The sequence below is a fragment of the Virgibacillus sp. LDC1 genome, from assembly GCF_025792345.1.
Classification (GTDB): Bacteria; Bacillota; Bacilli; order Paenibacillales; family Paenibacillaceae; genus Paenibacillus_AQ; species Paenibacillus_AQ lautus.
Genome location: NZ_JAOXLZ010000001.1, coordinates 2,885,296 through 2,905,143 on the forward strand (window position 1 = coordinate 2,885,296; position 19,848 = coordinate 2,905,143).

Consider the following 19,848-nt stretch of genomic DNA (forward strand, 5'->3'; position numbering starts at 1 on the left):
TTCTTATGATTCGACGATTTTCTGGCAACAACCCATTTTATAATCAGTACCTTGCATTATTCAGTACTAAATGATATCTTATTGTAGACCACTACTGAATATTAATCACTACCTCGTGATGAACAGCATGATCAAGGACTTATGAAAGGAGGTATTTGCCGTATGAATGTCAGTATTCAATTCAAAAAAGGCGTTCTCGAACTCTGCGTTCTGGTGTTAATCCATCGCAAGGACCAATATGGGTACGAGTTGGCTCAAGCGGTATCGAGGCATATTGAAGTTGCCGAAGGGGCATTGTACCCTCTCCTTCGCCGCCTCGTAAATGAAGGCTATTGTACGACGTACCTCCAGGAATCGACCGAGGGTCCGCCCCGTAAATATTATAAGCTGACGCCCAGCGGAGTAATCTATATGAAAGCCATGGTAAAGGAATGGCAAGCTTTTGTGGGCAATGTGACCAATCTGATAGAGGAAGGGAATTTGTATGACTAAAAAACAGTTTATTTCGATTTTGGAATCGCGGCTTGCCGCGCTTCCTCCCGACGAACGACAGGAATTCATTCAAGACGTGGAGTCCCATTTTATCATTGGCATGCAGAATGGACGAACCGAAGAGGAAATCGCCCGTGAGTTGGGAGATCCTTTTGAAATGGCAAAGGAAGCGTTAGGCGACCGGTATGTGGATATGGATAGGCCTGCTCCCGCAGCGATCCGAAGACCGTCTTCTTTTGGAAAATATGCGGCAGGAGTCGGTTTGTTCTTCTGTGCATTGGTGGCAGTCCCCTTCCTTGCGGCATTATGGTCCGGAGGCGTCGCTATTGCTCTCGGAGCCCTGGCAACCTTGCTGAGCCCGGTGCTCGTTCTGCTTGACTATATCGTAAACGGAACGTTTTATCCGGCCAAATTATTCTTATCCATCTCTTTGCTCGGAATCGGCATCTTCCTCGGATATGCCACACGCTCCGCCATGGTTGGATTGTTATCGTTAACCTTGAGGTACTCCAGATGGAATACGCGTTTGTTGAAGGGACGTGACGCACAGTGAACAGAAAATGGTTGTTCAGTTTAGCAATCGCACTTATATTGGTGGGAATCGTCGGCATGGCTGCGAACAAGTTTAAATTCGGTGAAGAGCTTGTCAGCTATCAGAATCGATGGGATCTGCAGGATGCCGTAAGTTTAAAGAAATTAACTATTGCCAGCAATATTAATATCAGCTTCGCGTTTGAGGACAGCGGCGATTCGAACGGATATATCGCGTTTGACGGCAAATTAAAACCGGAGCATGTCGATATTCTTAAAAACTTTAATCCATCAGGCCCTGAGGTGAAATTGGATCTGACTACACCTTCCACTTTACAGTTGATGAGTGTGGACTTTCGTTCACCGAAAGGAAAACTGACCATCGTGCTTCCATCAAGCACGCAACTGGAGGAACTCGATTTGTCGACGCTCTCCGATAACATCCAGGTAAGCGGAGCTTCCTCCAAGGTGGTTGACATCTCCGTGAAGTCAGGCAACATTAACATGAGCGGAATACAAGCCGAGCAGTTAAGCGTTGAGAACATTTCTGGAAATATTCGCGGTTCTGACATTCGGGCATCCACCCGGCTAGTCCATCATTCGGGTAATGTCGTGCTGAAAAATATGGAAGGTCCCTTGGACATCGAGGTCACCTCCGGTAACGTAAACGCAGGATTGATTGGCGTTTCATCAGTTAATATTCTGTGCAGATCCGGCAACGTGAAAGTTCAGCCGGACCCGTCATTTCGTGGTTTCTATGACCTTAAGGCACTGTCGGGATCCGTCTCGGCGCCGGAGTCACGGAAAGAAACAACCGATACCATACAAGTGGAAACGTACTCCGGTAATATCGATATCGTACATTAAGACGTTGTTGACAAACAATAAAAATGAAATATACTATACTTTATAAAGTAAACCTAACAACAAGGAGAGTTTTCATACATGTCTAATGTACTATTCATCAAAGCAAACAACAGAGCCATCGAACAATCGGTAAGCGTCAAAATGTACCATGCGTTTTTGGAGTCCTTCAAAGCAAGCCATCCGGAAGACCAAATCACGGAGCTTGACCTTTTTGCAGAGAATCTTCCTTATTACGATAGCACTGCTATCAACGGTATGTTCAAAGCTGCCCAAGGATTGGAAGCTACACCGGAAGAGCAGACGGCTGCTTCGAATGTGAGCAAATATCTTGACCAGTTTCTTGCTGCAGACAAAATCGTGCTCGCTTTCCCATTGTGGAACATGACCGTACCTGCCGTTCTTCATACCTATATCGACTACCTGAACCAAGCAGGCAAAACGTTCAAATATACGCCTCAAGGCGTTGTTGGTCTCGTGACTGGCAAAAAAGTCGTCATCCTGAATGCGCGCGGCGGTAACTATTCCGAGGGACCTATGGCTGCGGCTGAGATGGCCGTGAACTTCGTAATGGGCAATCTTCGTCAATGGGGCGTACAGGATATCGAAACCCTGATCATCGAAGGCCACAACCAATTCCCTGACGATGCGGAAATGATCGTTCAAAACGGTCTTGAGCTTGTTAAAAAGGCTGCTGCCAGTTTCTAATCGAACTTATACGTACTAATAACACTGAACGTTATACACAAAAGCCACCTTCCACTGTCTTAGGCAGTGAAAGGTGGCTTTTTGTGATACTCCCATTTAAACCTTTCCCCATTGGGTCCATAACTCGCGCGGGTTACGTATATAGATTTCATGATCACGGCTCATATATTGATGAATGATAAATTCCCGCCGAATGGTCGCATAATCCGCATGATAACGCTTGATAAACGCATTGATGTCCTTTTCCGGATATTCCTTCCCTGCTTCAAGCTGCTCTACCAGATATTCCAATATGACGAGTTTCTTCTTGTACTGGGCCGGAATGGAACGCAGCGTTCCGTCTTTCGTTATAAAATTCCGGAGAACGGATGTTTTATAGGCTTCAGTAGCAGTCGGTTCCATCATTTTTCTTCCTCCCTTCTACCATAATTTCGCAAACATCTAATTTAATACTCGTCTAATTAGACGTTAATCGAATTTGAAATGTTTGTCAAACCCTTTCTGTTTTAGGTCAAGTCAGCCGGGCTCCATACCGTCAAATCTGGATTTATCCTTTTATTTGCTGTAGGATTATTATGCTGATCGATAACGCAAGGTTAATACATAAGGAGGTTCACCATGCTCGACGTCTTAATTATCGGCGCAGGCCCATGCGGTCTCTCAGCTGCCATTGAATGCCGCAACCAGGGCCTCAGCTGCGAGATCATCGATAAACACAATGTAGTTCATTCCATTTATCTCTATCCGACGCATATGCAGTTTTTCAGTACGGCTGAAATGCTTGAAATCGGAGATGTTCCGTTCGCGATATCGAATGATAAACCGTTTCGGCACGAGGCTCTGGCCTATTATCGCAGAGTTGCCAGTCACTTTAATCTGAAAATCTCTCCATACGAAGAAGCGCTCACCATAACCAAGCAGCCTGACGGCAGCTTCCAGGTAAAAACCCAGCGCCGCGGTGGTGTAGAGTCCATGCGAGAAGCCAAACACGTAGTCATTGCTACGGGTTATTTTGATCATCCGAATTATATTGGCATTCCTGGTGAAGACTTGGAGAAAGTAACCCATTATTTCCGGGAAGCCCATCCGTATGCAGGGATGAAAACCGCGATCATCGGCGGCAGTAATTCCGCTGTGGATGCTGCCATGGAGCTTATCCGTGTCGGAGCCGAGGTGACGATGGTATACCGGGGTGAGGAAGTTTCACAGAACATCAAACCTTGGGTACGTCCTCTGTTCGACAGCATGGTGCAGAAGGGACATATCCAGCTTCACCTGAACTCGCGTGTCGTCCAAATCGCGGAGTCTTCCATTACCGTTCTGTCGAATCAAGGCCAGGAAACGATCATTGAAAATGATTTTGTACTGGCATTGACCGGATTCCGTCCTGACCGCAAACTGCTCGCCTCCTCCGGCGTCGAACTGGATGAAGACATGGAGAAGCCCCTCTATCATCCAGAGACGATGGAGACCAACGTTCCGGGACTCTATGTCGCTGGCGTTATTGCATCCGGTCGGAATGCCAATGAGGTGTTCATTGAAACAGGCAGACTACACGGTCGTTTGATTGCCGAGCATCTGGTCTCGAACGCTTAACCAAAAAGTCTATCGACCTATATTCTTAGAAGACAGACTGCGTTTAGATAAGTTTTTCTTGCGATATCAGGCAGGTTTACGCTTCGACGTTTATACTTTCTGATATCTTAAACATAAGGAGTGATTCCCCATGGACGTAACTTCACTCATCCTGCTGGCGATGGCGGGACTTGGTATTATCAGCAGCAATTCTGCAGTGACGATTGCGATGCTGGCACTGCTGCTCATCCGCGTAACCGGCTTTCAGCAAGCATTCCCATGGCTGGAGAAATACGGACTGACTCTCGGCATTATCATTCTCACCATAGGTGTCATGTCACCGCTGGCCAGCGGCAAAATGAGTCTGCAAACGATCGGCGAATCATTCCTGAACTGGAAATCGCTTTTGGCCATCGCCGTCGGCATGCTTGTCGCTTATCTGGGCGGTCGTGGTGCCACACTGATGGGAAGCAATCCTACCGTGGTTGCCGGTCTTCTCGTTGGCACGGTGCTTGGGGTCGCCCTGTTCCGCGGCGTACCCGTCGGGCCGCTCATTGCTGCCGGTCTATTGTCCCTGCTCATCGGCAAATCGTAAGGAACAGATGCAGCTCTTTTTTATCCATAACATAAATAGAACAATAACCTCCCTGCCGGTTCATGAACGTTTGGGGAGGTTTATTTGTTCTATATTCAAGCCTTGTATCAGACGGCTCATTACCATATATAGTCTATTTTATGGTATGATAGCTATCGTGTTTTAGCGTTTTTTCCGTAATCCCTTATGAAATATGATGTATCAGGAGGTAACACACTTGTCTTCAACGAATACCGAATCGGCTGCTGCTCCCCTTAGGCAGCTTCCCATGCTGCTCTTCAGGCAGCTGCGGCCGAAGCAATGGACCAAAAACCTGCTCATATTTGCAGCCCCCCTCTTCTCGTTTGAAGGGGTAAATCCCGGCGTGCTCTTCGACACCTTGATCGGTTTTTTCCTGTTATCCTTCGTATCCGGCTGCGTCTACATTGTGAACGATTATGCCGATCGCGAAGCGGATCGCAACCATCCGGTGAAAAAATACCGTCCCATGGCCTCGGGTGCGCTGCCGCCTAAGCTGGCTATTGTATTCGGCGCGTTGCTGCTGATAGCCTCGCTGGCCGTATCTTATTTACTCAATCCGCTGTTTACCGTGTTATTGGTGCTCTATTTTGCCATGAACGTTGCCTACTCCTTCAGGCTGAAGCATGTTGTCATCATTGACATCATGATTATCGCGGCCGGATTTGTGCTGCGCGCCATCGCAGGCGGACTGGTCATCCACGTCCCGTTCACGCCATGGTTCCTTCTCTGTACGATGCTGCTATCGCTCTTCCTGGCCATCGGCAAGAGACGGCATGAGCTTCATCTGCTGCAGCATGACAAGGGCTCGCACCGCAAGGTGCTCGATCAATATTCGTTCGATCTGCTGGACCAGATGAGCAGCATTGTCACCACAGCAACGATCATCAGTTATTCGCTGTTTACCTTTACCTCCGGCAGAACCGTTCACCTCATGTGGACCATACCGTTCGTCATTTACGGAATGTTCCGCTATCTTTATCTGATTCATATCGAGAAAAAAGGCGGGGCTCCGGACCGGGTGCTCCTGGAAGACACACACATCCTGGTCACCGTGATCCTCTATGTCATCAGCGTTATCGGAATTTTGGTATACTTTGAATAATACAGAATGGGTAAATTGAGGGACATGATATGAATCAGAAATTCGCAATCTTTGACATCGACAAAACGGTCATCCATACGGACTCTATGTTTCGATTTTTAAAATATGGCATACGGAAAAAACCGTCCACGGCACCCATCATTCTGAAAGTCGTGCTGCATTCCGTGCTGTATAAGCTCCGTCTTCTGGACGCTGAAAAGGCAAAGAGCGCTTATTTCCATGCGATGCGCCATATGGATGATGCCGACCTGAAACATTTTTATGAAACGGAATTGAAACCTGCCATCTTCCCGGATGCGATGAAGGAAATGCAGCGAAAAAAAAGCGAGGGCTGCCATGTGCTGCTCGTAACGGCGTCCCCTGACGCTTACATGAGATACTTTGCAGAGCTTCCTTGCGTCGACACGGTGATCGCTACGAAACTTTCCGTACGGAACGGACGCTTTACGTCGATGATCGAAGGGAACAATTGTAAGGGGGAGGAAAAAGTGCACCGGATTCAGCAGTACTTGAACGAGCGGCAACTGACCATTGACTATGCTGCTTCCTGCGCTTACTCCGATTCCTTATCCGACCTCCCGATGTTCGCGCTCGTCAAACACAAATATTTGATCAATCACAAATCCGCTCAGGGATGCGAGGGATTAACATGGAACAGATAAAAGCGCAGACCGCCCCGCGCCACCTGGGCAAGCTGTTCATGGTCTTATCGGCTTTTTTGACGGCTACCGGCCAGCTGTTCTGGAAATGGGGCCACGCCAACTTGCTGTACATGGGAATCGGTTTTATCTGCTACGGCCTCGGGGCCATTCTCATGATCAAATCATTTTCCCTGGAGAAGCTGTCCGTGGCCTATCCTCTGATGTGCATCAGCTATATTGTGGCTCTGTTTTATGGTGATTTTTTCCTGGATGAACCATTGACCCTGAAAAAACTGGCAGCCGTAGCCCTGCTTGGAATCGGGGTGACATTAACTTCCTATGAAAAATGACGGGTTCCTATACTTGCTCCTGCTCCTGATGACTTTGCTTGGCTCGCTGGGCAGCGTATTCTTCAAGGGGTATACCGCAAACAAACAAATCAAGCTGCTGCTGATCGGCTTTCTTAGTTACGGACTAGGAGCATTATTAAACATATACCTTCTGGGGGAGCTGCCCTACACGCTGGTTATGCCTGCCAATGCACTGACGTTCCTGTGGGCCTTGCTGTTTGCCAAATGGGTATTCAAGGAAACCATCGGGATGCGTAAAATCGCCGGCATCGCTTTTATTATATCCGGATTGCTTCTGCTGATCTGGTAAGCGAATGCAGCTAAAACCTACTCAGAGTACATATAATGGAAAGATTGGTGGAACGAAAAACATGACTTTTTTCAGTTATTTATTTCGACATAAAAAAGATAATTACACGGCGATCGGCCTAAGTATCTGTCTTGCCCTATGGTATGTTTTCATGAACCTTCCGTTCGTAGCCTACATCAAGGATCATGCAGCCGAGTTAATGCCGCACAGCCCGTTTTATGGTGCGCCTTTCACATTGAATCTGTTCAACTTCGATCCTTCGATGGAATATGGACCGGAAAATATCTCAATCATCCATCCGTTCATTAATTTCCTGACCAGTCCGTTAACGACGATGATCGGGAGCTCCAACCTCCCTTATCTTCTGATTCAATCGGTCTTGAATGCCTTTAGTGCAGCGCTGGTCTATTACATCGTCCGAAGAAGCGGCGCCGGCTGGCTGTTGTCCTTCGTAACGGCGGCTTTTTTCGGTATCAGCTCTTATACGCTGTTCACGGCGTTTATACCGGATTCCTACGCTTATGCGCAGTTTATGATCATTTTATCAGCCGCTTACTTGCACTATTGCCGATTGGAGAATCGGTTTGCCGTCATGCCGAATGCCTCCCTGGCCCTGATTAATTTCGGCATCACGTCTACGAATGTTGCAACGTTCGCAGGAGCGCTGCTGATCAGCCAGTTCGATAAAAGACAGAAGGGCACGTTTAAACGGTTTATCATGATCATGCTGGTTTTTCTGGGGATGGCAGTGATCGTAACCCTGCTTCAACACTTGCTGTTCTCAGGCAAATCGTGGATCGCTAACGTGTTCTCAAGCGTGCAGAACGGTGCACTCAGCTACGTTTCTCCTTTTTCATTCGAGCACCATTCACGAGTCTTCTACATGCTGTTTGTAAGTCCCATCCTGTCGCCTGAGCTTGCCATGATCGATCCGGGAATCGCGGCATTTGTGACGAATTTGGCCAAGCCGTATCCGATTCATGTCCATATCGTCGGTATCGGGATGCTTGTCCTTGCGGTTCTATCCTTCATTAAGGGTATCCGCTCCCGCGATACCTGGGCATTTGGCATCTATATCCTGTTCGCGATTCTGCTGCACATCATCGTCGGGTTTGGATTGGCTACCTATGCTTACGATCTATACTTGTACGCAGGACATTATCTGTTTGCTCTGTTTGTGCTTGCAGCACGGTTTATTGCCAAAACGAAGAACCACCGGATTCAACAAGCTCTGACCGGCATCATGGTACTGTTCCTGCTGATCACCTTGGTCAACAATATTGTATTGCATGGACAGACGCTGGACTATATTCAGATGACCTATGACACGGTGTTCAAAAATATCGAGAAATAAGCCTTTAAACACATCAAAAGACCCGTCCCACTGAAGCATGGCTGAACACCATGCCTTGGAAGGACGGGTCTTTAATATTAATTCTCCAAATGCTGCACGTTGTATAGTCTGGCATAACTTCCATCCAGATTCATCAGCTCGCCGTGCGTGCCTTGCTCTGTAATTCTCCCATTCTCCAGCACTACGATTTGATCGGCATGCGTAATGGTTGAAAGGCGATGAGCCACGATCAAAGTGGTGCGGTTGTTGGACAAGGACTGCAGCGCCTGCTGTATCAGATGCTCGGACTCCAGGTCCAGCGCCGAAGTCGCCTCATCCAGTACCAGAATGTCCGGATCCTTGAGGAAGACACGGGCGATCGCAAGTCTCTGCTTCTGCCCACCCGAGAGCTTGACGCCACGTTCACCCACTTCCGTCTCATAGCCCTGCGGCAGCTGGGTGATGAAATCATGCGCATTGGCGGCTTTGGCAGCGGCGACGATTGCATCTTCATCCGCTTCCGGGTTGCCAAACAGAATATTTTCACGAACGGATCCGCTAAACAGGAAGTTGTCCTGCAGTACCATGCCAATCGATCCGCGCAAGCTGTCCAGCGTCAAATCCCTGACATCGTGACCATCCACCTTCACTGCTCCCTGCTGTACATCGTAAAATCTCGGTATCAATCCGATCAGGGACGATTTGCCGCCGCCGCTCATGCCGACAAATGCGACCGTTTGCCCCTGCTTGATGGTCAGGTTAATATCTTGCAGCACCCAGCCCGCGGCATCATTGTACTTGAAGCATACGCGGTCAAACTCGATCTGTCCCGCTGTCTTGAGCGTTTTGGCATCCGGACGGTCCACGATGTCATATGGCTCGTCCATGAGCTCCTTGACCCGCTCCAGCGACGCTGAGGCCTGCGTCAGCACCGTTGATGAGTTGATCAGGCGGCGTAGGGGTGCATATAGCCTGTCGAGATAGCCAAAGAAGGCAACAAACGTACCCAAGGTCAGATCTCCCTGAATCACCCGGTATCCCCCATAACCGATAACCAGAATAGGCGCAATATCGGTGAGCGTGTTGATAATGGAGAAGGTGAGCGCATTCCAGCGGGTTTGCGCCATCGCTTTTTTCAGAAAATTACCGTTGATGCCTTCGAACTTCTTCTGATCGTAACGCTCAAGGGTGAAACTCCGGATGACCGAGATCCCTTGAATTCGCTCATGCAGGTACGCTTGAATGCCGGCAAGAGCCTGCGACCGGTCCTTGGTCAGACGCTTAAGCCGCTTATACAGCAAATTCACCGCTAACCCGTAGAGAGGAAGGATCGAGATGGCAACCAGCGTCAGAACGGGATTCATGAAGAACATAACGATTAATACGAACAGCAATGTAAACATATCCAGCCAGATGTTCATCATACCGACTTCTACCAGGTTCTTGGATTGTTCCACATCATTGATAAAGCGCGATATCGCCTCGCCTACCTTGGTATTCTGATAGTAACGAAGGGATAGGCGCTGCAGATGGGCATATAGCCGATTACGCATATCAAATAAAATACGGCTGGTAATGAATTGGGCAAAATACTGCCGCAAATATTCCACCGGACCACGCACAACGACAAACAGCACCAGCGTCCCGGCAAGAATCCACATCAGATCCTGGATTTTCTGTTCGATGGTCATCTGCTGGTTGATCAGCAGATCGTCCACGACATATTTCATGATCATGGGCAGCAATAACGGGATTGCAAATTTGATCATGCCGATAATAAGGGTCAGAATGATCCACTTCATATAGGGCTTAACGAATGGATAATAGATTTTCCATGATTTCAAAGGTGAGCACAGCCCCTTTCTTAAGCAACTTCCACGCGGTTGTTAGGCGACGGGCAGTTGACATTTATGAACTTCAATGCTTTATTAGTTCTAAACTTATGAATTGTATCATGTCTTGCAGGAGGATTTAGTCATGACCAGAATTTTCGTGACGGAGGCCGTCATGCTGGCCATTTACGGTCAGCTGTTAGTACCACCTAAACCCGTCGAGTATATCATTCCGTACACTACCATTTTGGAATTATATGAGCTTCATACCACCGAAGAACATCTCATGAATAGCAGTGCTGATGACCAGCACGTCAAGATAAAGATCGGCGAATTGATTTCCTATTTTGAAGAGCCGCTGAACAAAAAGAAAATCGAGCGCGCCCTGCAGGTTCCCTGGTCCAAGAGCCCTACCATTCCCGTGAGTGAAAGTACCCGGGTCACGGTCATGAACACCATGGACACCGCACCCTATGGGGAATCCTTCGATCCTGTCGAAACCGAGCTGCTGCTGGCATCCCAAAGAGCCGAGGCTCCCATACTGACTGATCAATACGAATTGATTCAGCGTATCGTCGAAAGCGCTCTTCCCGTTCAGGTATATGATATCGACGATTTTGACTTTGCTTTGGAGGTCCCGCTGTCCGGGCAGCCATAATGAATCATAGGTACACACCTTCGCATGGCAAAAGGAGTCCCTTCCCCCCGGTTTGAATGGGGCAGGGACTCCTCATGTTGACCGAAAAAAATTCCCCGTGCGGGGAATTTAAGGCGTATAAAACTGCCACCACTAACTTAGCCTCAGCTGTTCTTATTTATCTTGTCCAGCAGGCGGACCGTGATCGCATCCATAACGGGCAATGCTTGAAAATCAAAATATTTAAGAGACACTTCCGTATTAGGGGACAAATGAATGGCACTGTGCAGACCGGTTGCCGCGTACACACCTATCACATAATACACTTCATCTCCACCAATTTGCTTCTTCATATACTCCGGACCAGACACAAGGTCCAAGAGTCGCATATCATCCGCTGTCAGGCCGCTCTCCTCCCACAGCTCTCTGGACGCTGTGTCTTCAAGAGCTTCGCCGGGCTTCAGGTTTCCGATTGGAAGTCCCCACTCGTCCTTGTTCTGCCGCTTCAGGAGCAGGATCTCTCCATTATCGTTCAGCACAAGCACCGCCGCTTTTACGCGGACCACCGAACGTTTGCCGATGTATTGGCGAATATCACGGTGATATACGCTCATCTTGGGAACCTCCTTTCCCTAGATGGCGCTGCAGTCTCTCATCAGGTTAATTTACTGCGCCCTCTTCTTCATAAATATACGAAATGTCATCCAAGGATTCCTCATATTTCACGCGGAGCGTATACCCCTTCAAATACCATAAATCCTGTTCTTCCATAAAGAATGTTACCTCTTCGGAACGCTCCGTCAGTCCCGCTTCTCTTGGTTCTTCTACCGAAATACCGAGCGAAAAGCCGGGATGGAGGCCTCCGCCTGAGCTATATCGTGGAAAGAAGCGAACGAACGTGCCTGCCTGAAGGTCAAGTTCCTTCTTGTACCACCGTGCCGCCTGATCGCTGACTTGAATTTGCATGTGTCGTACACCCTCCTTAGACGTCATATGATGTTGACCCCTATCTGTTAGCAGACCGGAGATCTTAGGGACGGTATCCATATTTAGTTGCAATATTATCATAACGCATACGTACGTTAGGATACAAATCATTTTGATAATAAAATAGTGACATAAGGTTCTAACCTACCTTCACTATCGAATATCTTACGATGATCCTGAAAAATAAGTTTGACACATTCCAGTTCATGGTGATAAAATTCAGTAGATCGATTTGAATAAAATGTAAATTACGAAGAAAGGGTGAGTGACATGTTTAAATTGTTTGCGATGGATCAAGATCATCAGGATCATCATTTCCTACAATTAAATATGGATCGACTCCCCAATGGTGCTGTCTCATCATCATCAAGCCTCGTTCATTCATTGCCAGAATGATCAGAACGAAGCTGCTAACCGTTGCACGGAAGTCATGATCACCGTGCGTATGATAAGTTCAAAATTAATGAAGCATATCGTCCGTCGCCGGATGATGTGCTTTTTTTGGTTTTTACGGATGATATGATGCCAGAACGACCTACGAAAGGAAGGGATAATGTGTTTGCTGTACTTAAAAATTTAGGCTGGTTTTTCAAGCAAGAGAAAAAGCGTTACTTGATCGGCCTTGCGCTTCTCATCTTTTGCGGACTGGTAGAGCTACTGCCGCCGCTTCTGCTCGGAAACGCGATTGACGATATCGTCAGCAGTTCTATAACGTGGGCCTCCCTCGTCCAATATCTGCTCATGATTCTCGGTATCGTTGCTGTCGTGTACTGTGCCACTTACATATGGATGCACCGTTTATTCGGAGGAGCGAACCTCGTGGAACGCCTGCTCCGTACCCGGTACATGAACCATTTGCTGCGGATGCTTCCGCCGTTTTTTGAACGTAACCGTACCGGAGATCTTATGGCAAAAGCCACGAATGATCTTCGCTCCGTGGCAGCAACTGCCGGCTTCGGGATGCTCGTCATGACCGACTCCACCATCTACTTGATTGTCGTTCTCTTCGCTATGGGTTTCATTGTCAGCTGGAAGCTGACATTGGCGGCCATTCTGCCCATGCCGATCATCGCCATTGGCATGGTCATCTACGGAAGAGCCATTCATAAACGCTACACGCTGGCCCAGGATGCCTTCGGTGACATGAACGACCAGGTTCTGGAGTCCGTAGCCGGTGTGCGTGTCGTCCGCGCTTATGTACAAGAACGCGCCGATCAGCAGCGCTTTCAGGACATTACGGATGACGTATATCGTAAAAATCTGGCGGTAGCCAAAGTGGACGCCTTTTTTGAACCAACCATCAATTTCTCCATCGGTCTCAGTTACGTCATCGGTTTAGCCTACGGTGTGTACCTGGTGTTCCAGAATCAAATCACACTCGGAGATCTCGTATCGTTTAACATGTACCTCGGGATGATGATTTGGCCGATGTTCGCCATCGGGGAATTGATTAACATTATGCAGCGCGGAAACGCTTCGCTGGATCGGGTCAACGAAACCTTAAAGACCCCGCCGGATGTTACCGACGCCGCAAATCCTGCAGACGTGAAGGTTCCGGATACGATTCAATTTAAGGATGTCACTTTCCGTTACCCGACCTCTACGATTGATAATTTGAAAAATATTAACTTTACGCTGCAAAAAGGCCAGACGCTCGGCGTCGTAGGACGCACGGGCAGCGGCAAATCGACGCTGCTGAAGCAGCTTCTTCATGAGTACCCTACCGGGACCGGCGATATCCTCATTTCCGATATCCCCATGGAGATGCTGGCAACCGACCAGCTCCACAGCTGGATCGGATATGTGCCGCAGGAGCAGATCTTGTTCTCCAAGACGGTACGTCAGAACATCCAATTCGGCAAAAAGGATGCCAGCGACGAACGGATTATGGAAGCCATCACCACCGCCGCCTTTGACCGCGATTTGGTTACCCTGTCCGATGGCCTTGATACCCTTGTAGGCGAAAAAGGCGTTGCGCTGTCCGGCGGGCAAAAACAAAGGGTCTCACTGGCCCGAGCCTTTATTGGCGACCCTGAAATCTTAATATTGGACGATTCCTTGTCCGCTGTGGACGCCCGGACGGAAGCTAGAATCATCGATAATATCCGGAGCAAACGAGCCGGTAAAACGACCCTGATCTCCACGCATCGACTCTCGGCCGTTCAGCATGCCGATATGATCGTGGTGCTGGAGGACGGTCGAATCACGGAGCAAGGAACCCATGATGAACTGCTGGAGCTCGGCGGCTGGTACCATGAGCAATTCGAACGCCAGCAGGTAGAAAACAATCTGACCTCGGAGGAGGTGTCTTAATTGACTCCAAGCGATACAACCATATCGAATGAATCCGGAATTGCCAAACGGCTGTTCCGCTATGCTTTAACGGCCAAGGGCACCTTCATTACCGCCTTGATTCTGCTGGCCATCGGCGTTGCCGCAGAGCTTGCTGGCCCCTTCATCGCAAAAACGATGATCGATGAGCATATTCTGGGCATCGAGCGACCTTATTACGAGACGACGAACGCCCAGGGCGCCGCATCCTATAACGGGACTTATTATAAACGCGAGGATCGCTTTCAAGAAGGCGAGACGCGAGGACAGGAAGTACGCCTGGTTCAGGCTGGCCGCAGCTTCTATTTCATTGATGAGCCGGTAACCCGAACCGAAGGAAACCGTTCCTTCCAGGATGGTGTATTGACAATTTCCTATGCCTCGGAAGAACTGCAATATCCGGCCATCAAATTAACCAAAGAACAGCTGTTTGAATTTTATAAACCCGAGCTGCCCAGCATTTACAAGCTCGTCGGCCTGTTCCTGATCTGTCTGCTGATCTCCATGATTACGGTATTCGGCAGAACCTACTGGCTGCAATCGGCAGCCAATCGGGTCATTCAAAAGCTGCGCACCGATGTATATGCCCATATTCAGCGGCTGCCCGTCAACTTCTTTGATAATCTGCCGGCAGGCAAAGTCGTTTCCCGGGTAACCAATGATACCGAAGCGGTAAAGGATCTGTTTGTTGCGGTATTATCCAACTTCAGCTCCGGTGCCGTGTATATTACGGGTGTCTATGTTGCCTTGTTCCTTCTGGACGTCAGACTGGGCTTGATCAGTTTGTTTGTTATCCCGATGTTGATTGTATGGACCATCCTGTACCGCAAATTTGCAACCAAATACAATACGGTCATCCGCTCCCGGCTGAGCGAGATCAACGCCATCATTAATGAATCCATTCAGGGTATGGCCATCATCCGTGTATTCCGCCGCCAAAAAGCGACCCAAGAAGAGTTCGAAGCGCTGAATGCGGACTATATGGCTCATCAGAACAAAATGCTCAATCTGAACTCCTTCACCACGCACAACCTGGTGAATGTGCTGCGTAACGTTTCCTTTGTGGTTGTTCTCTGGTATTTCGGTTCTGCATCATTGAACGGTGCCGGCATCGTCTCGATCGGCGTCCTCTACGCCTTCGTTGATCTGCTTGGCCGCATGTTCCAGCCGATAACGGGCATGGTTAACCAGCTGGCCGCGCTCGATACCTCCATCGTCTCCGCCAAACGGGTATTTGAGCTGATGGATGAAACAGGCGAGAAAGTAACGGACGGCAGCATGCCGCGATATTTAGGGAATGTGGAGTTCCAAAACGTATCCTTCGCGTACAAGAAGGACTATGTGCTTAAAGACATTTCATTTGAAGCGAGGCAGGGCCAAACCGTGGCGCTTGTGGGTCATACCGGCTCCGGCAAAAGCTCCATCATCAATCTGCTGTTCCGCTTCTATGATCCGCAGAAAGGCACGATTACCATTGATGGGCAGCCCGTTACCGATATTCCAAAGCAATGGCTCCGCAAGCATATGGGCATCGTGCTGCAAGACCCCTACCTGTTCACTGGAACGATTGCTTCGAATGTCAGCCTGGGTGATCCGGGCATTACACGGGACCAGGTGGAGCAGGCACTGCGCGACGTAGGGGCCGACCGGCTGCTCGCTCATCTTCCTCAAGGCTTTGATGAGCCAGTGCTAGAGAAAGGCAGCACACTGTCCGCCGGGCAGCGCCAGTTAATCTCCTTTGCCCGGGCTCTTGCGTTCAATCCGGCCATACTGATTCTCGATGAAGCCACCGCTAACATCGATACGGAGACGGAAGCCTTAATTCAGGAAGCCCTGGAGGTGCTGAAGCGAGGACGCACGACCTTTATCATCGCCCACCGTTTGTCCACGATCCGCAGCGCCGATCAGATTCTGGTCCTTCACCGCGGAGAAATTGTGGAACAAGGTTCCCATGACGAGTTGATGGCCCTGGGCGGAAGATATTTTAAAATGTACCAACTTCAGCAAGGAAGCTCGGCTTCGGTTCCAGAGACGAAGGAAACGGTGCTTACCGCTTCCAACAGCAAGCTGGCCGGTGGCCACGTGTAGACCAAGTTAGGTGAAACTAACGCAGTAGTATTAGAAAAACGTCTATCGACGTGCACAGAAGACAGACCTCTGCTTGAGGTAGTTTTCCTGCGATATCAGGAAGGTCCCTGCAATCGAAGTTTATTCTTTCTGCATCTAAAAAAGGCTGTCCCCTATCGAATGTAACATTCGCTTGGGAACAGCCTTCTTTTTTACCTTGTATTCTGGCGGTACATGACAAGCATCACTTTGCCGAATCAAGGGTAACTTCAGCTTTGACCGTGATTTTGGTGTACTTGGAAGGCACGAGCACGTCATCCGAAGATTTGGAGATGACTTGCGGGTACATTTTGTCCGGATCGGGTTGAAGAACTTTGTAGTAGATCACGGCTTCGGTATCGCTAACATAGTCGACCGACGTAATTTTAATGCCGTACCCCGGATTCGGTAAGTCTTCCTTGGTTACCGTGACTTTGTTCTGCGCATCATCCACCTTAACGACGCTTGTACTCACAGACGGGTCAGATTGTCCCGGCTCCTCGGGTATCATGTTCTTCTGATGCTCCTCAATGAATCGGATGGAATTGTACGCAAGCTCTGCCGCTTCAATTCGCGTTAAACTCTTCGTTGGGTGGAACTTGGCGTTAGCGTCGAGCTCAGCAATCTTCGTTAACAGCAGGAACTGCACCGCTCCTCTGCTCTCCTCTTTCATCAGATCCTCGTCGGCCACATGCAGATACATCATGACCACGGGATAATTTCCGGTCTTCTGAATCGCTTCCGAGAGCAATGTCGCAAACCCTTCACGGGTTATCGGCTCGTTCCATTTCATGTCTGCCGATACGGACAATCCGTTCTGAGCCGCTATATTCACAGCATCAGCGAACCAGGCATCCTTCGGCACACTGTCAAACGAACGGCCCGTAAAATTCGGTTGTACCTTCAGATCGGCAACATTCACAATCATCTGCACCGCTTGGGCAGTCGTTATTGTTTTGGCCGGAGCGAATTTGTCGGCACTAACTCCTTGAATAATTCCTTTCGATTGCAGCTCCTTCACCATTTGCAATGGCTTCTCCTCTTGAATATCGCTGAATGCAGAGGCGGCGCCGGCACCGAGCAATGACGAAGTGACAAGCATTGCAGTTAACAATTTCGTAGTTTTTTTCATAATTACACCTCCTAATCTTTCTGACGCAGAGGTGCTGGAATATGTTTCATCTCAGCCCTAATTTATTTTACACGCTTTTTTCGCTGTCCAGGCCAAGCTTTACATACATTTCACGGGAATAACCCTGCAGCTTCTGCTCCAGCGCCTGAGCCTGGTCCTTAAATGCGGTCAGCTCCCGAATCATTCGGGAACGGCCAGCCGGGCTGAACGTCTCATGAATCCGCTCTTTGAAATAATCATGAACGATATAGTTACGCTGCTTCCAGACCTCTTTTAACTGAACCGTTTCTTCTTCGGAGAATGGAAAGTAATGCTGGATCTCGTGTACCAGTTGGCCCAGAGAGCTGCTTAATTTCCGTTGATATAATTGGGTGAAATCTTCTTCTGAAGGCACATTCCCTTGGGAAAGCTTAATCAGCATCAACAGATTCGCGAGCTGCTGCTCCAGCGCTTGTGAATAATACACCGCTAATCCGAAATAGGCAAACAGCTCTTTGGAGTGGTCACTGTCCATCAGTCGAGATTGTTTCATGGTATCCTCCTCTAGTATTGGCTGTCTTTACCGTTTCTAATTGTGTATATCCCTATGGTAAAGGAAGATTACTCCTACTTCAACCTACTTTTCGGATCATGCTTGCCGCATCCTTACGGCAGGCGTTCCATAGATAAACAGCCAGCAAAATGAAGCTGTATATGAACGTATATGCAATCGTCATGAATAATACGGACCGGGAACGCTCGTCAGCATGAATGAGCATATCAATCATAACAGAGACAGGCGGCAGCACATAAGGAACCATTCTCAAATAGACAAGATCATCCTGAACAATAGATTGCCCGGCTAATGAAATAATGATAACGATTAACAGCAAACCTGCCGCTCTTCCCTGATTCTCCATAAATCCAAGCTGAAAAAATACGGAAAGTGAAATGCCGAGCAAGGACAATGCAGCATGACCCAGAAAACCCAGAGCAAACTGAGATAATGTCATCGGCTTATCAAACATTCCAAATACGATCGGATAAAAGACAGCCAATAAACTGAATAGAATCGATAGAAGACTTACGGTTAAATATTGGGCGGCATAATATCGTATGGCCTTCCCGCTATGAACGATGAGGAGCATCGTTTGACGCCCTTGATCATGATTGAGAAAGTTCAAACCAAGCCAAGCTGAGCCGACAAACAGAAATGCAGCCGTTACGGCATAACTGTCCATGATCGGGTTGGGCCGGTAGGAGTAGATAAACACCACCGATATCAATATAAAAGCAATCGGCGCAAAATATCGATAGGATCTCGTGTAGCTGGCAAGCATGTAATGAATCAATGATCCCATTATGCTCCCTCCCCTTGCATTGATTGACCGGGAATTGAGTGCACTTGCTCTGCCCTCTCTCCGCTCCAGGGCTCCAGCCGTGTCAGCGAACCGCCTGACTGTAAAATATCCAGCAGCATTTCATCCGCGACCTGCCGTGAGACTACCATCGATGCAGGATTACCTCTCGATATCCAATAGTGAAATCCTGAACGGCGTTCCAGTTCCAGCATTTTGTCCTGGGTAACACGCGTGAATTCCAACTTCATCCGTCCCGTCTCCGAACCGGTTTCCAGCATTCCGTCCCGTTCGATCCGCCCCCGGCGGAGTTGCGTTACCCGGTCGGCCAGCGAAGCAATAAGCAGCGGCTCGTGTACGGACATTACGATCGCTGTCCCTTGTCTTTTAATTTCACTTAGTATGCCAATCATCTCCATTTGGGAAGGCTCGTCCAATCCCGATAGTGGCTCATCCAGAACCAATAGATCGGGCTGACGAAGCAGGGCCTGCATGATATTGACTTTTTGCAGCATACCCTTGGAACATAATGTCATCTTCATGTCCTGCAGCTGAAACACATTCAGCATCGCATCAATTCGCTTCCCCGATTCTTGCTTGTTCATGCCCTGAATGCTGGCCATATGACGCAAATATTCGGAAGGATGAAACCGAAGCGCAGGAAAGCGCTCCGGAACATACCCGACGCGGAGCGAGGATTCGTACTCGACCCGGGATCCTTCCGATGGGATAGCAAGCCCGGCTATTATGTGCAGCAGGGTGCTCTTTCCCGCACCATTGCTTCCCGTAATAGCGACGCATTCGGCTCGGGAAATGCTCCAATTGATGTTATGTAAGACGGCGAATTTGCCGAAACGCTTGTTTATTCCGTTCAATTCCAACAGCTCCTGCAAACATTTCAACTCCTGTTCACGTATTCTGGTGCTGTATGTATTGTAGATCTATTTTACCTGTAAACACAACA

The 19,848-nt window shown here is 48.7% G+C and carries 22 protein-coding genes; 14 read left to right on the forward strand and 8 right to left on the reverse strand.

The genetic code is table 11. The annotated features are described in order from the left end of the window. Window positions 1-162 precede the first annotated feature (162 nt). The 4 genes from OHJ21_RS12750 to OHJ21_RS12765 all read left to right on the forward strand — a co-directional run bounded on the left by OHJ21_RS12750 (window position 163) and on the right by OHJ21_RS12765 (window position 2,595). Complete coding sequence (locus OHJ21_RS12750; protein ID WP_100537978.1) at window positions 163-492, forward strand: PadR family transcriptional regulator; 330 nt, start codon at window positions 163-165, stop codon at window positions 490-492. Beyond that, window positions 485-1,045 carry a DUF1700 domain-containing protein gene (locus tag OHJ21_RS12755; RefSeq protein WP_486020210.1) on the forward strand — a complete coding sequence of 187 codons (561 nt, stop codon included), beginning with the start codon at window positions 485-487 and terminating at the stop codon, window positions 1,043-1,045. Before OHJ21_RS12750 ends, OHJ21_RS12755 begins: the two co-directional genes overlap by 8 nt. After that, on the forward strand, window positions 1,042-1,890 hold the full coding sequence (locus tag OHJ21_RS12760) for a DUF4097 family beta strand repeat-containing protein (protein WP_486020211.1): 849 nt from the start codon (window positions 1,042-1,044) through the stop codon (window positions 1,888-1,890). The genes OHJ21_RS12755 and OHJ21_RS12760 overlap by 4 nt, the downstream gene beginning before the upstream one ends. A 78-nt stretch (window positions 1,891-1,968) precedes the next feature. Then, complete coding sequence (locus OHJ21_RS12765) at window positions 1,969-2,595, forward strand: FMN-dependent NADH-azoreductase (RefSeq protein WP_486020212.1); 627 nt, start codon at window positions 1,969-1,971, stop codon at window positions 2,593-2,595. Window positions 2,596-2,691: 96 nt separating this feature from the next. Here OHJ21_RS12765 and OHJ21_RS12770 read toward each other — a convergent pair whose 3' ends face one another. Next, on the reverse strand, window positions 2,692-3,000 hold the full coding sequence (locus tag OHJ21_RS12770) for a DUF2087 domain-containing protein (RefSeq protein ID WP_486020213.1): 309 nt from the start codon (window positions 2,998-3,000) through the stop codon (window positions 2,692-2,694). 213 nt (window positions 3,001-3,213) lie between these two features. On the opposite strand from OHJ21_RS12770, the gene OHJ21_RS12775 reads away from it, so the two are divergent. The 7 genes from OHJ21_RS12775 to OHJ21_RS12805 all read left to right on the forward strand — a co-directional run bounded on the left by OHJ21_RS12775 (window position 3,214) and on the right by OHJ21_RS12805 (window position 8,543). Further along, window positions 3,214-4,191, forward strand: a complete 978-nt coding sequence (locus OHJ21_RS12775) for a YpdA family putative bacillithiol disulfide reductase (RefSeq protein WP_127592432.1) — start codon at window positions 3,214-3,216, stop codon at window positions 4,189-4,191. A 130-nt stretch (window positions 4,192-4,321) separates the two neighbouring features. Then, window positions 4,322-4,765 carry a DUF441 domain-containing protein gene (locus OHJ21_RS12780; protein ID WP_015736251.1) on the forward strand — a complete coding sequence of 148 codons (444 nt, stop codon included), beginning with the start codon at window positions 4,322-4,324 and terminating at the stop codon, window positions 4,763-4,765. Between the two features lie 196 nt (window positions 4,766-4,961). Continuing rightward, a complete protein-coding gene (locus OHJ21_RS12785) occupies window positions 4,962-5,888 on the forward strand; it encodes a decaprenyl-phosphate phosphoribosyltransferase (RefSeq protein WP_207797473.1) in 927 nt (308 codons plus the stop codon). Between the two features lie 29 nt (window positions 5,889-5,917). After that, entirely contained in the window at window positions 5,918-6,550 is a 633-nt protein-coding gene (locus OHJ21_RS12790; RefSeq protein ID WP_486020214.1) for an HAD family hydrolase, read from the forward strand. Continuing rightward, the gene (locus tag OHJ21_RS12795) at window positions 6,538-6,879 is read left to right on the forward strand and encodes an EamA family transporter (RefSeq protein ID WP_486020215.1); all 342 of its coding nucleotides are present in this window, start codon (window positions 6,538-6,540) and stop codon (window positions 6,877-6,879) included. Before OHJ21_RS12790 ends, OHJ21_RS12795 begins: the two co-directional genes overlap by 13 nt. Further along, complete coding sequence (locus tag OHJ21_RS12800; RefSeq protein ID WP_486020217.1) at window positions 6,869-7,189, forward strand: EamA family transporter; 321 nt, start codon at window positions 6,869-6,871, stop codon at window positions 7,187-7,189. The genes OHJ21_RS12795 and OHJ21_RS12800 overlap by 11 nt, the downstream gene beginning before the upstream one ends. 61 nt (window positions 7,190-7,250) lie before the next feature. After that, on the forward strand, window positions 7,251-8,543 hold the full coding sequence (locus OHJ21_RS12805) for a DUF6080 domain-containing protein (protein ID WP_486020218.1): 1,293 nt from the start codon (window positions 7,251-7,253) through the stop codon (window positions 8,541-8,543). A 77-nt stretch (window positions 8,544-8,620) separates the two neighbouring features. Here OHJ21_RS12805 and OHJ21_RS12810 read toward each other — a convergent pair whose 3' ends face one another. Next, on the reverse strand, window positions 8,621-10,366 hold the full coding sequence (locus tag OHJ21_RS12810; RefSeq protein ID WP_100537987.1) for an ABC transporter ATP-binding protein: 1,746 nt from the start codon (window positions 10,364-10,366) through the stop codon (window positions 8,621-8,623). 133 nt (window positions 10,367-10,499) lie between these two features. Between OHJ21_RS12810 and OHJ21_RS12815 the strand changes: the two genes are divergently transcribed. Further along, entirely contained in the window at window positions 10,500-11,012 is a 513-nt protein-coding gene (locus OHJ21_RS12815) for an ADP-heptose synthase (protein WP_326113025.1), read from the forward strand. A 143-nt stretch (window positions 11,013-11,155) separates the two neighbouring features. Here the strand turns inward: OHJ21_RS12815 and OHJ21_RS12820 are convergent, their stop codons facing one another. Continuing rightward, window positions 11,156-11,605 (reverse strand): NUDIX domain-containing protein, encoded by a 450-nt coding sequence (locus tag OHJ21_RS12820; RefSeq protein WP_100537989.1) that lies wholly within the window; start codon window positions 11,603-11,605, stop codon window positions 11,156-11,158. 46 nt (window positions 11,606-11,651) lie between these two features. Continuing rightward, entirely contained in the window at window positions 11,652-11,957 is a 306-nt protein-coding gene (locus OHJ21_RS12825) for a HesB/YadR/YfhF family protein (protein ID WP_100537990.1), read from the reverse strand. Between the two features lie 576 nt (window positions 11,958-12,533). Here OHJ21_RS12825 and OHJ21_RS12830 point away from each other — a divergent pair. Then, window positions 12,534-14,291: an ABC transporter ATP-binding protein gene (locus tag OHJ21_RS12830; protein ID WP_486020219.1), complete on the forward strand. Its 1,758-nt coding sequence runs from the start codon at window positions 12,534-12,536 to the stop codon at window positions 14,289-14,291. After that, window positions 14,292-16,397: an ABC transporter ATP-binding protein gene (locus OHJ21_RS12835; protein ID WP_100537991.1), complete on the forward strand. Its 2,106-nt coding sequence runs from the start codon at window positions 14,292-14,294 to the stop codon at window positions 16,395-16,397. Between the two features lie 223 nt (window positions 16,398-16,620). Here the strand turns inward: OHJ21_RS12835 and OHJ21_RS12840 are convergent, their stop codons facing one another. The 4 genes from OHJ21_RS12840 to OHJ21_RS12855 all read right to left on the reverse strand — a co-directional run bounded on the left by OHJ21_RS12840 (window position 16,621) and on the right by OHJ21_RS12855 (window position 19,777). Then, window positions 16,621-17,547 carry an S-layer homology domain-containing protein gene (locus OHJ21_RS12840; protein WP_486020220.1) on the reverse strand — a complete coding sequence of 309 codons (927 nt, stop codon included), beginning with the start codon at window positions 17,545-17,547 and terminating at the stop codon, window positions 16,621-16,623. Window positions 17,548-17,614: 67 nt separating this feature from the next. Further along, a complete protein-coding gene (locus OHJ21_RS12845) occupies window positions 17,615-18,079 on the reverse strand; it encodes a hypothetical protein (protein WP_100537993.1) in 465 nt (154 codons plus the stop codon). Window positions 18,080-18,158: 79 nt separating this feature from the next. After that, window positions 18,159-18,887 carry a hypothetical protein gene (locus OHJ21_RS12850; RefSeq protein WP_486020221.1) on the reverse strand — a complete coding sequence of 243 codons (729 nt, stop codon included), beginning with the start codon at window positions 18,885-18,887 and terminating at the stop codon, window positions 18,159-18,161. Continuing rightward, window positions 18,887-19,777: an ABC transporter ATP-binding protein gene (locus OHJ21_RS12855; protein ID WP_486020222.1), complete on the reverse strand. Its 891-nt coding sequence runs from the start codon at window positions 19,775-19,777 to the stop codon at window positions 18,887-18,889. Before OHJ21_RS12855 ends, OHJ21_RS12850 begins: the two co-directional genes overlap by 1 nt. Between the last annotated feature and the right edge of the window lie 71 nt (window positions 19,778-19,848).

Excerpts from the sequence above, each read along its gene's own strand:
- OHJ21_RS12750 (WP_100537978.1), top strand. The coding sequence starts at position 163 with ATGAATGTCAGTATTCAATTCAAAAAAGGCGTTCTCGAACTCTGCGTT.
- OHJ21_RS12755 (WP_486020210.1), top strand. The coding sequence starts at position 485 with ATGACTAAAAAACAGTTTATTTCGATTTTGGAATCGCGGCTTGCCGCG.
- OHJ21_RS12765 (WP_486020212.1), top strand. The coding sequence starts at position 1,969 with ATGTCTAATGTACTATTCATCAAAGCAAACAACAGAGCCATCGAACAA.
- OHJ21_RS12770 (WP_486020213.1), bottom strand. The coding sequence starts at position 3,000 with ATGATGGAACCGACTGCTACTGAAGCCTATAAAACATCCGTTCTCCGG.
- OHJ21_RS12775 (WP_127592432.1), top strand. The coding sequence starts at position 3,214 with ATGCTCGACGTCTTAATTATCGGCGCAGGCCCATGCGGTCTCTCAGCT.
- OHJ21_RS12780 (WP_015736251.1), top strand. The coding sequence starts at position 4,322 with ATGGACGTAACTTCACTCATCCTGCTGGCGATGGCGGGACTTGGTATT.
- OHJ21_RS12785 (WP_207797473.1), top strand. The coding sequence starts at position 4,962 with ATGTATCAGGAGGTAACACACTTGTCTTCAACGAATACCGAATCGGCT.
- OHJ21_RS12790 (WP_486020214.1), top strand. The coding sequence starts at position 5,918 with ATGAATCAGAAATTCGCAATCTTTGACATCGACAAAACGGTCATCCAT.
- OHJ21_RS12795 (WP_486020215.1), top strand. The coding sequence starts at position 6,538 with ATGGAACAGATAAAAGCGCAGACCGCCCCGCGCCACCTGGGCAAGCTG.
- OHJ21_RS12800 (WP_486020217.1), top strand. The coding sequence starts at position 6,869 with ATGAAAAATGACGGGTTCCTATACTTGCTCCTGCTCCTGATGACTTTG.
- OHJ21_RS12805 (WP_486020218.1), top strand. The coding sequence starts at position 7,251 with ATGACTTTTTTCAGTTATTTATTTCGACATAAAAAAGATAATTACACG.
- OHJ21_RS12815 (WP_326113025.1), top strand. The coding sequence starts at position 10,500 with ATGACCAGAATTTTCGTGACGGAGGCCGTCATGCTGGCCATTTACGGT.
- OHJ21_RS12820 (WP_100537989.1), bottom strand. The coding sequence starts at position 11,605 with ATGAGCGTATATCACCGTGATATTCGCCAATACATCGGCAAACGTTCG.
- OHJ21_RS12825 (WP_100537990.1), bottom strand. The coding sequence starts at position 11,957 with ATGCAAATTCAAGTCAGCGATCAGGCGGCACGGTGGTACAAGAAGGAA.
- OHJ21_RS12840 (WP_486020220.1), bottom strand. The coding sequence starts at position 17,547 with ATGAAAAAAACTACGAAATTGTTAACTGCAATGCTTGTCACTTCGTCA.
- OHJ21_RS12845 (WP_100537993.1), bottom strand. The coding sequence starts at position 18,079 with ATGAAACAATCTCGACTGATGGACAGTGACCACTCCAAAGAGCTGTTT.
- OHJ21_RS12850 (WP_486020221.1), bottom strand. The coding sequence starts at position 18,887 with ATGGGATCATTGATTCATTACATGCTTGCCAGCTACACGAGATCCTAT.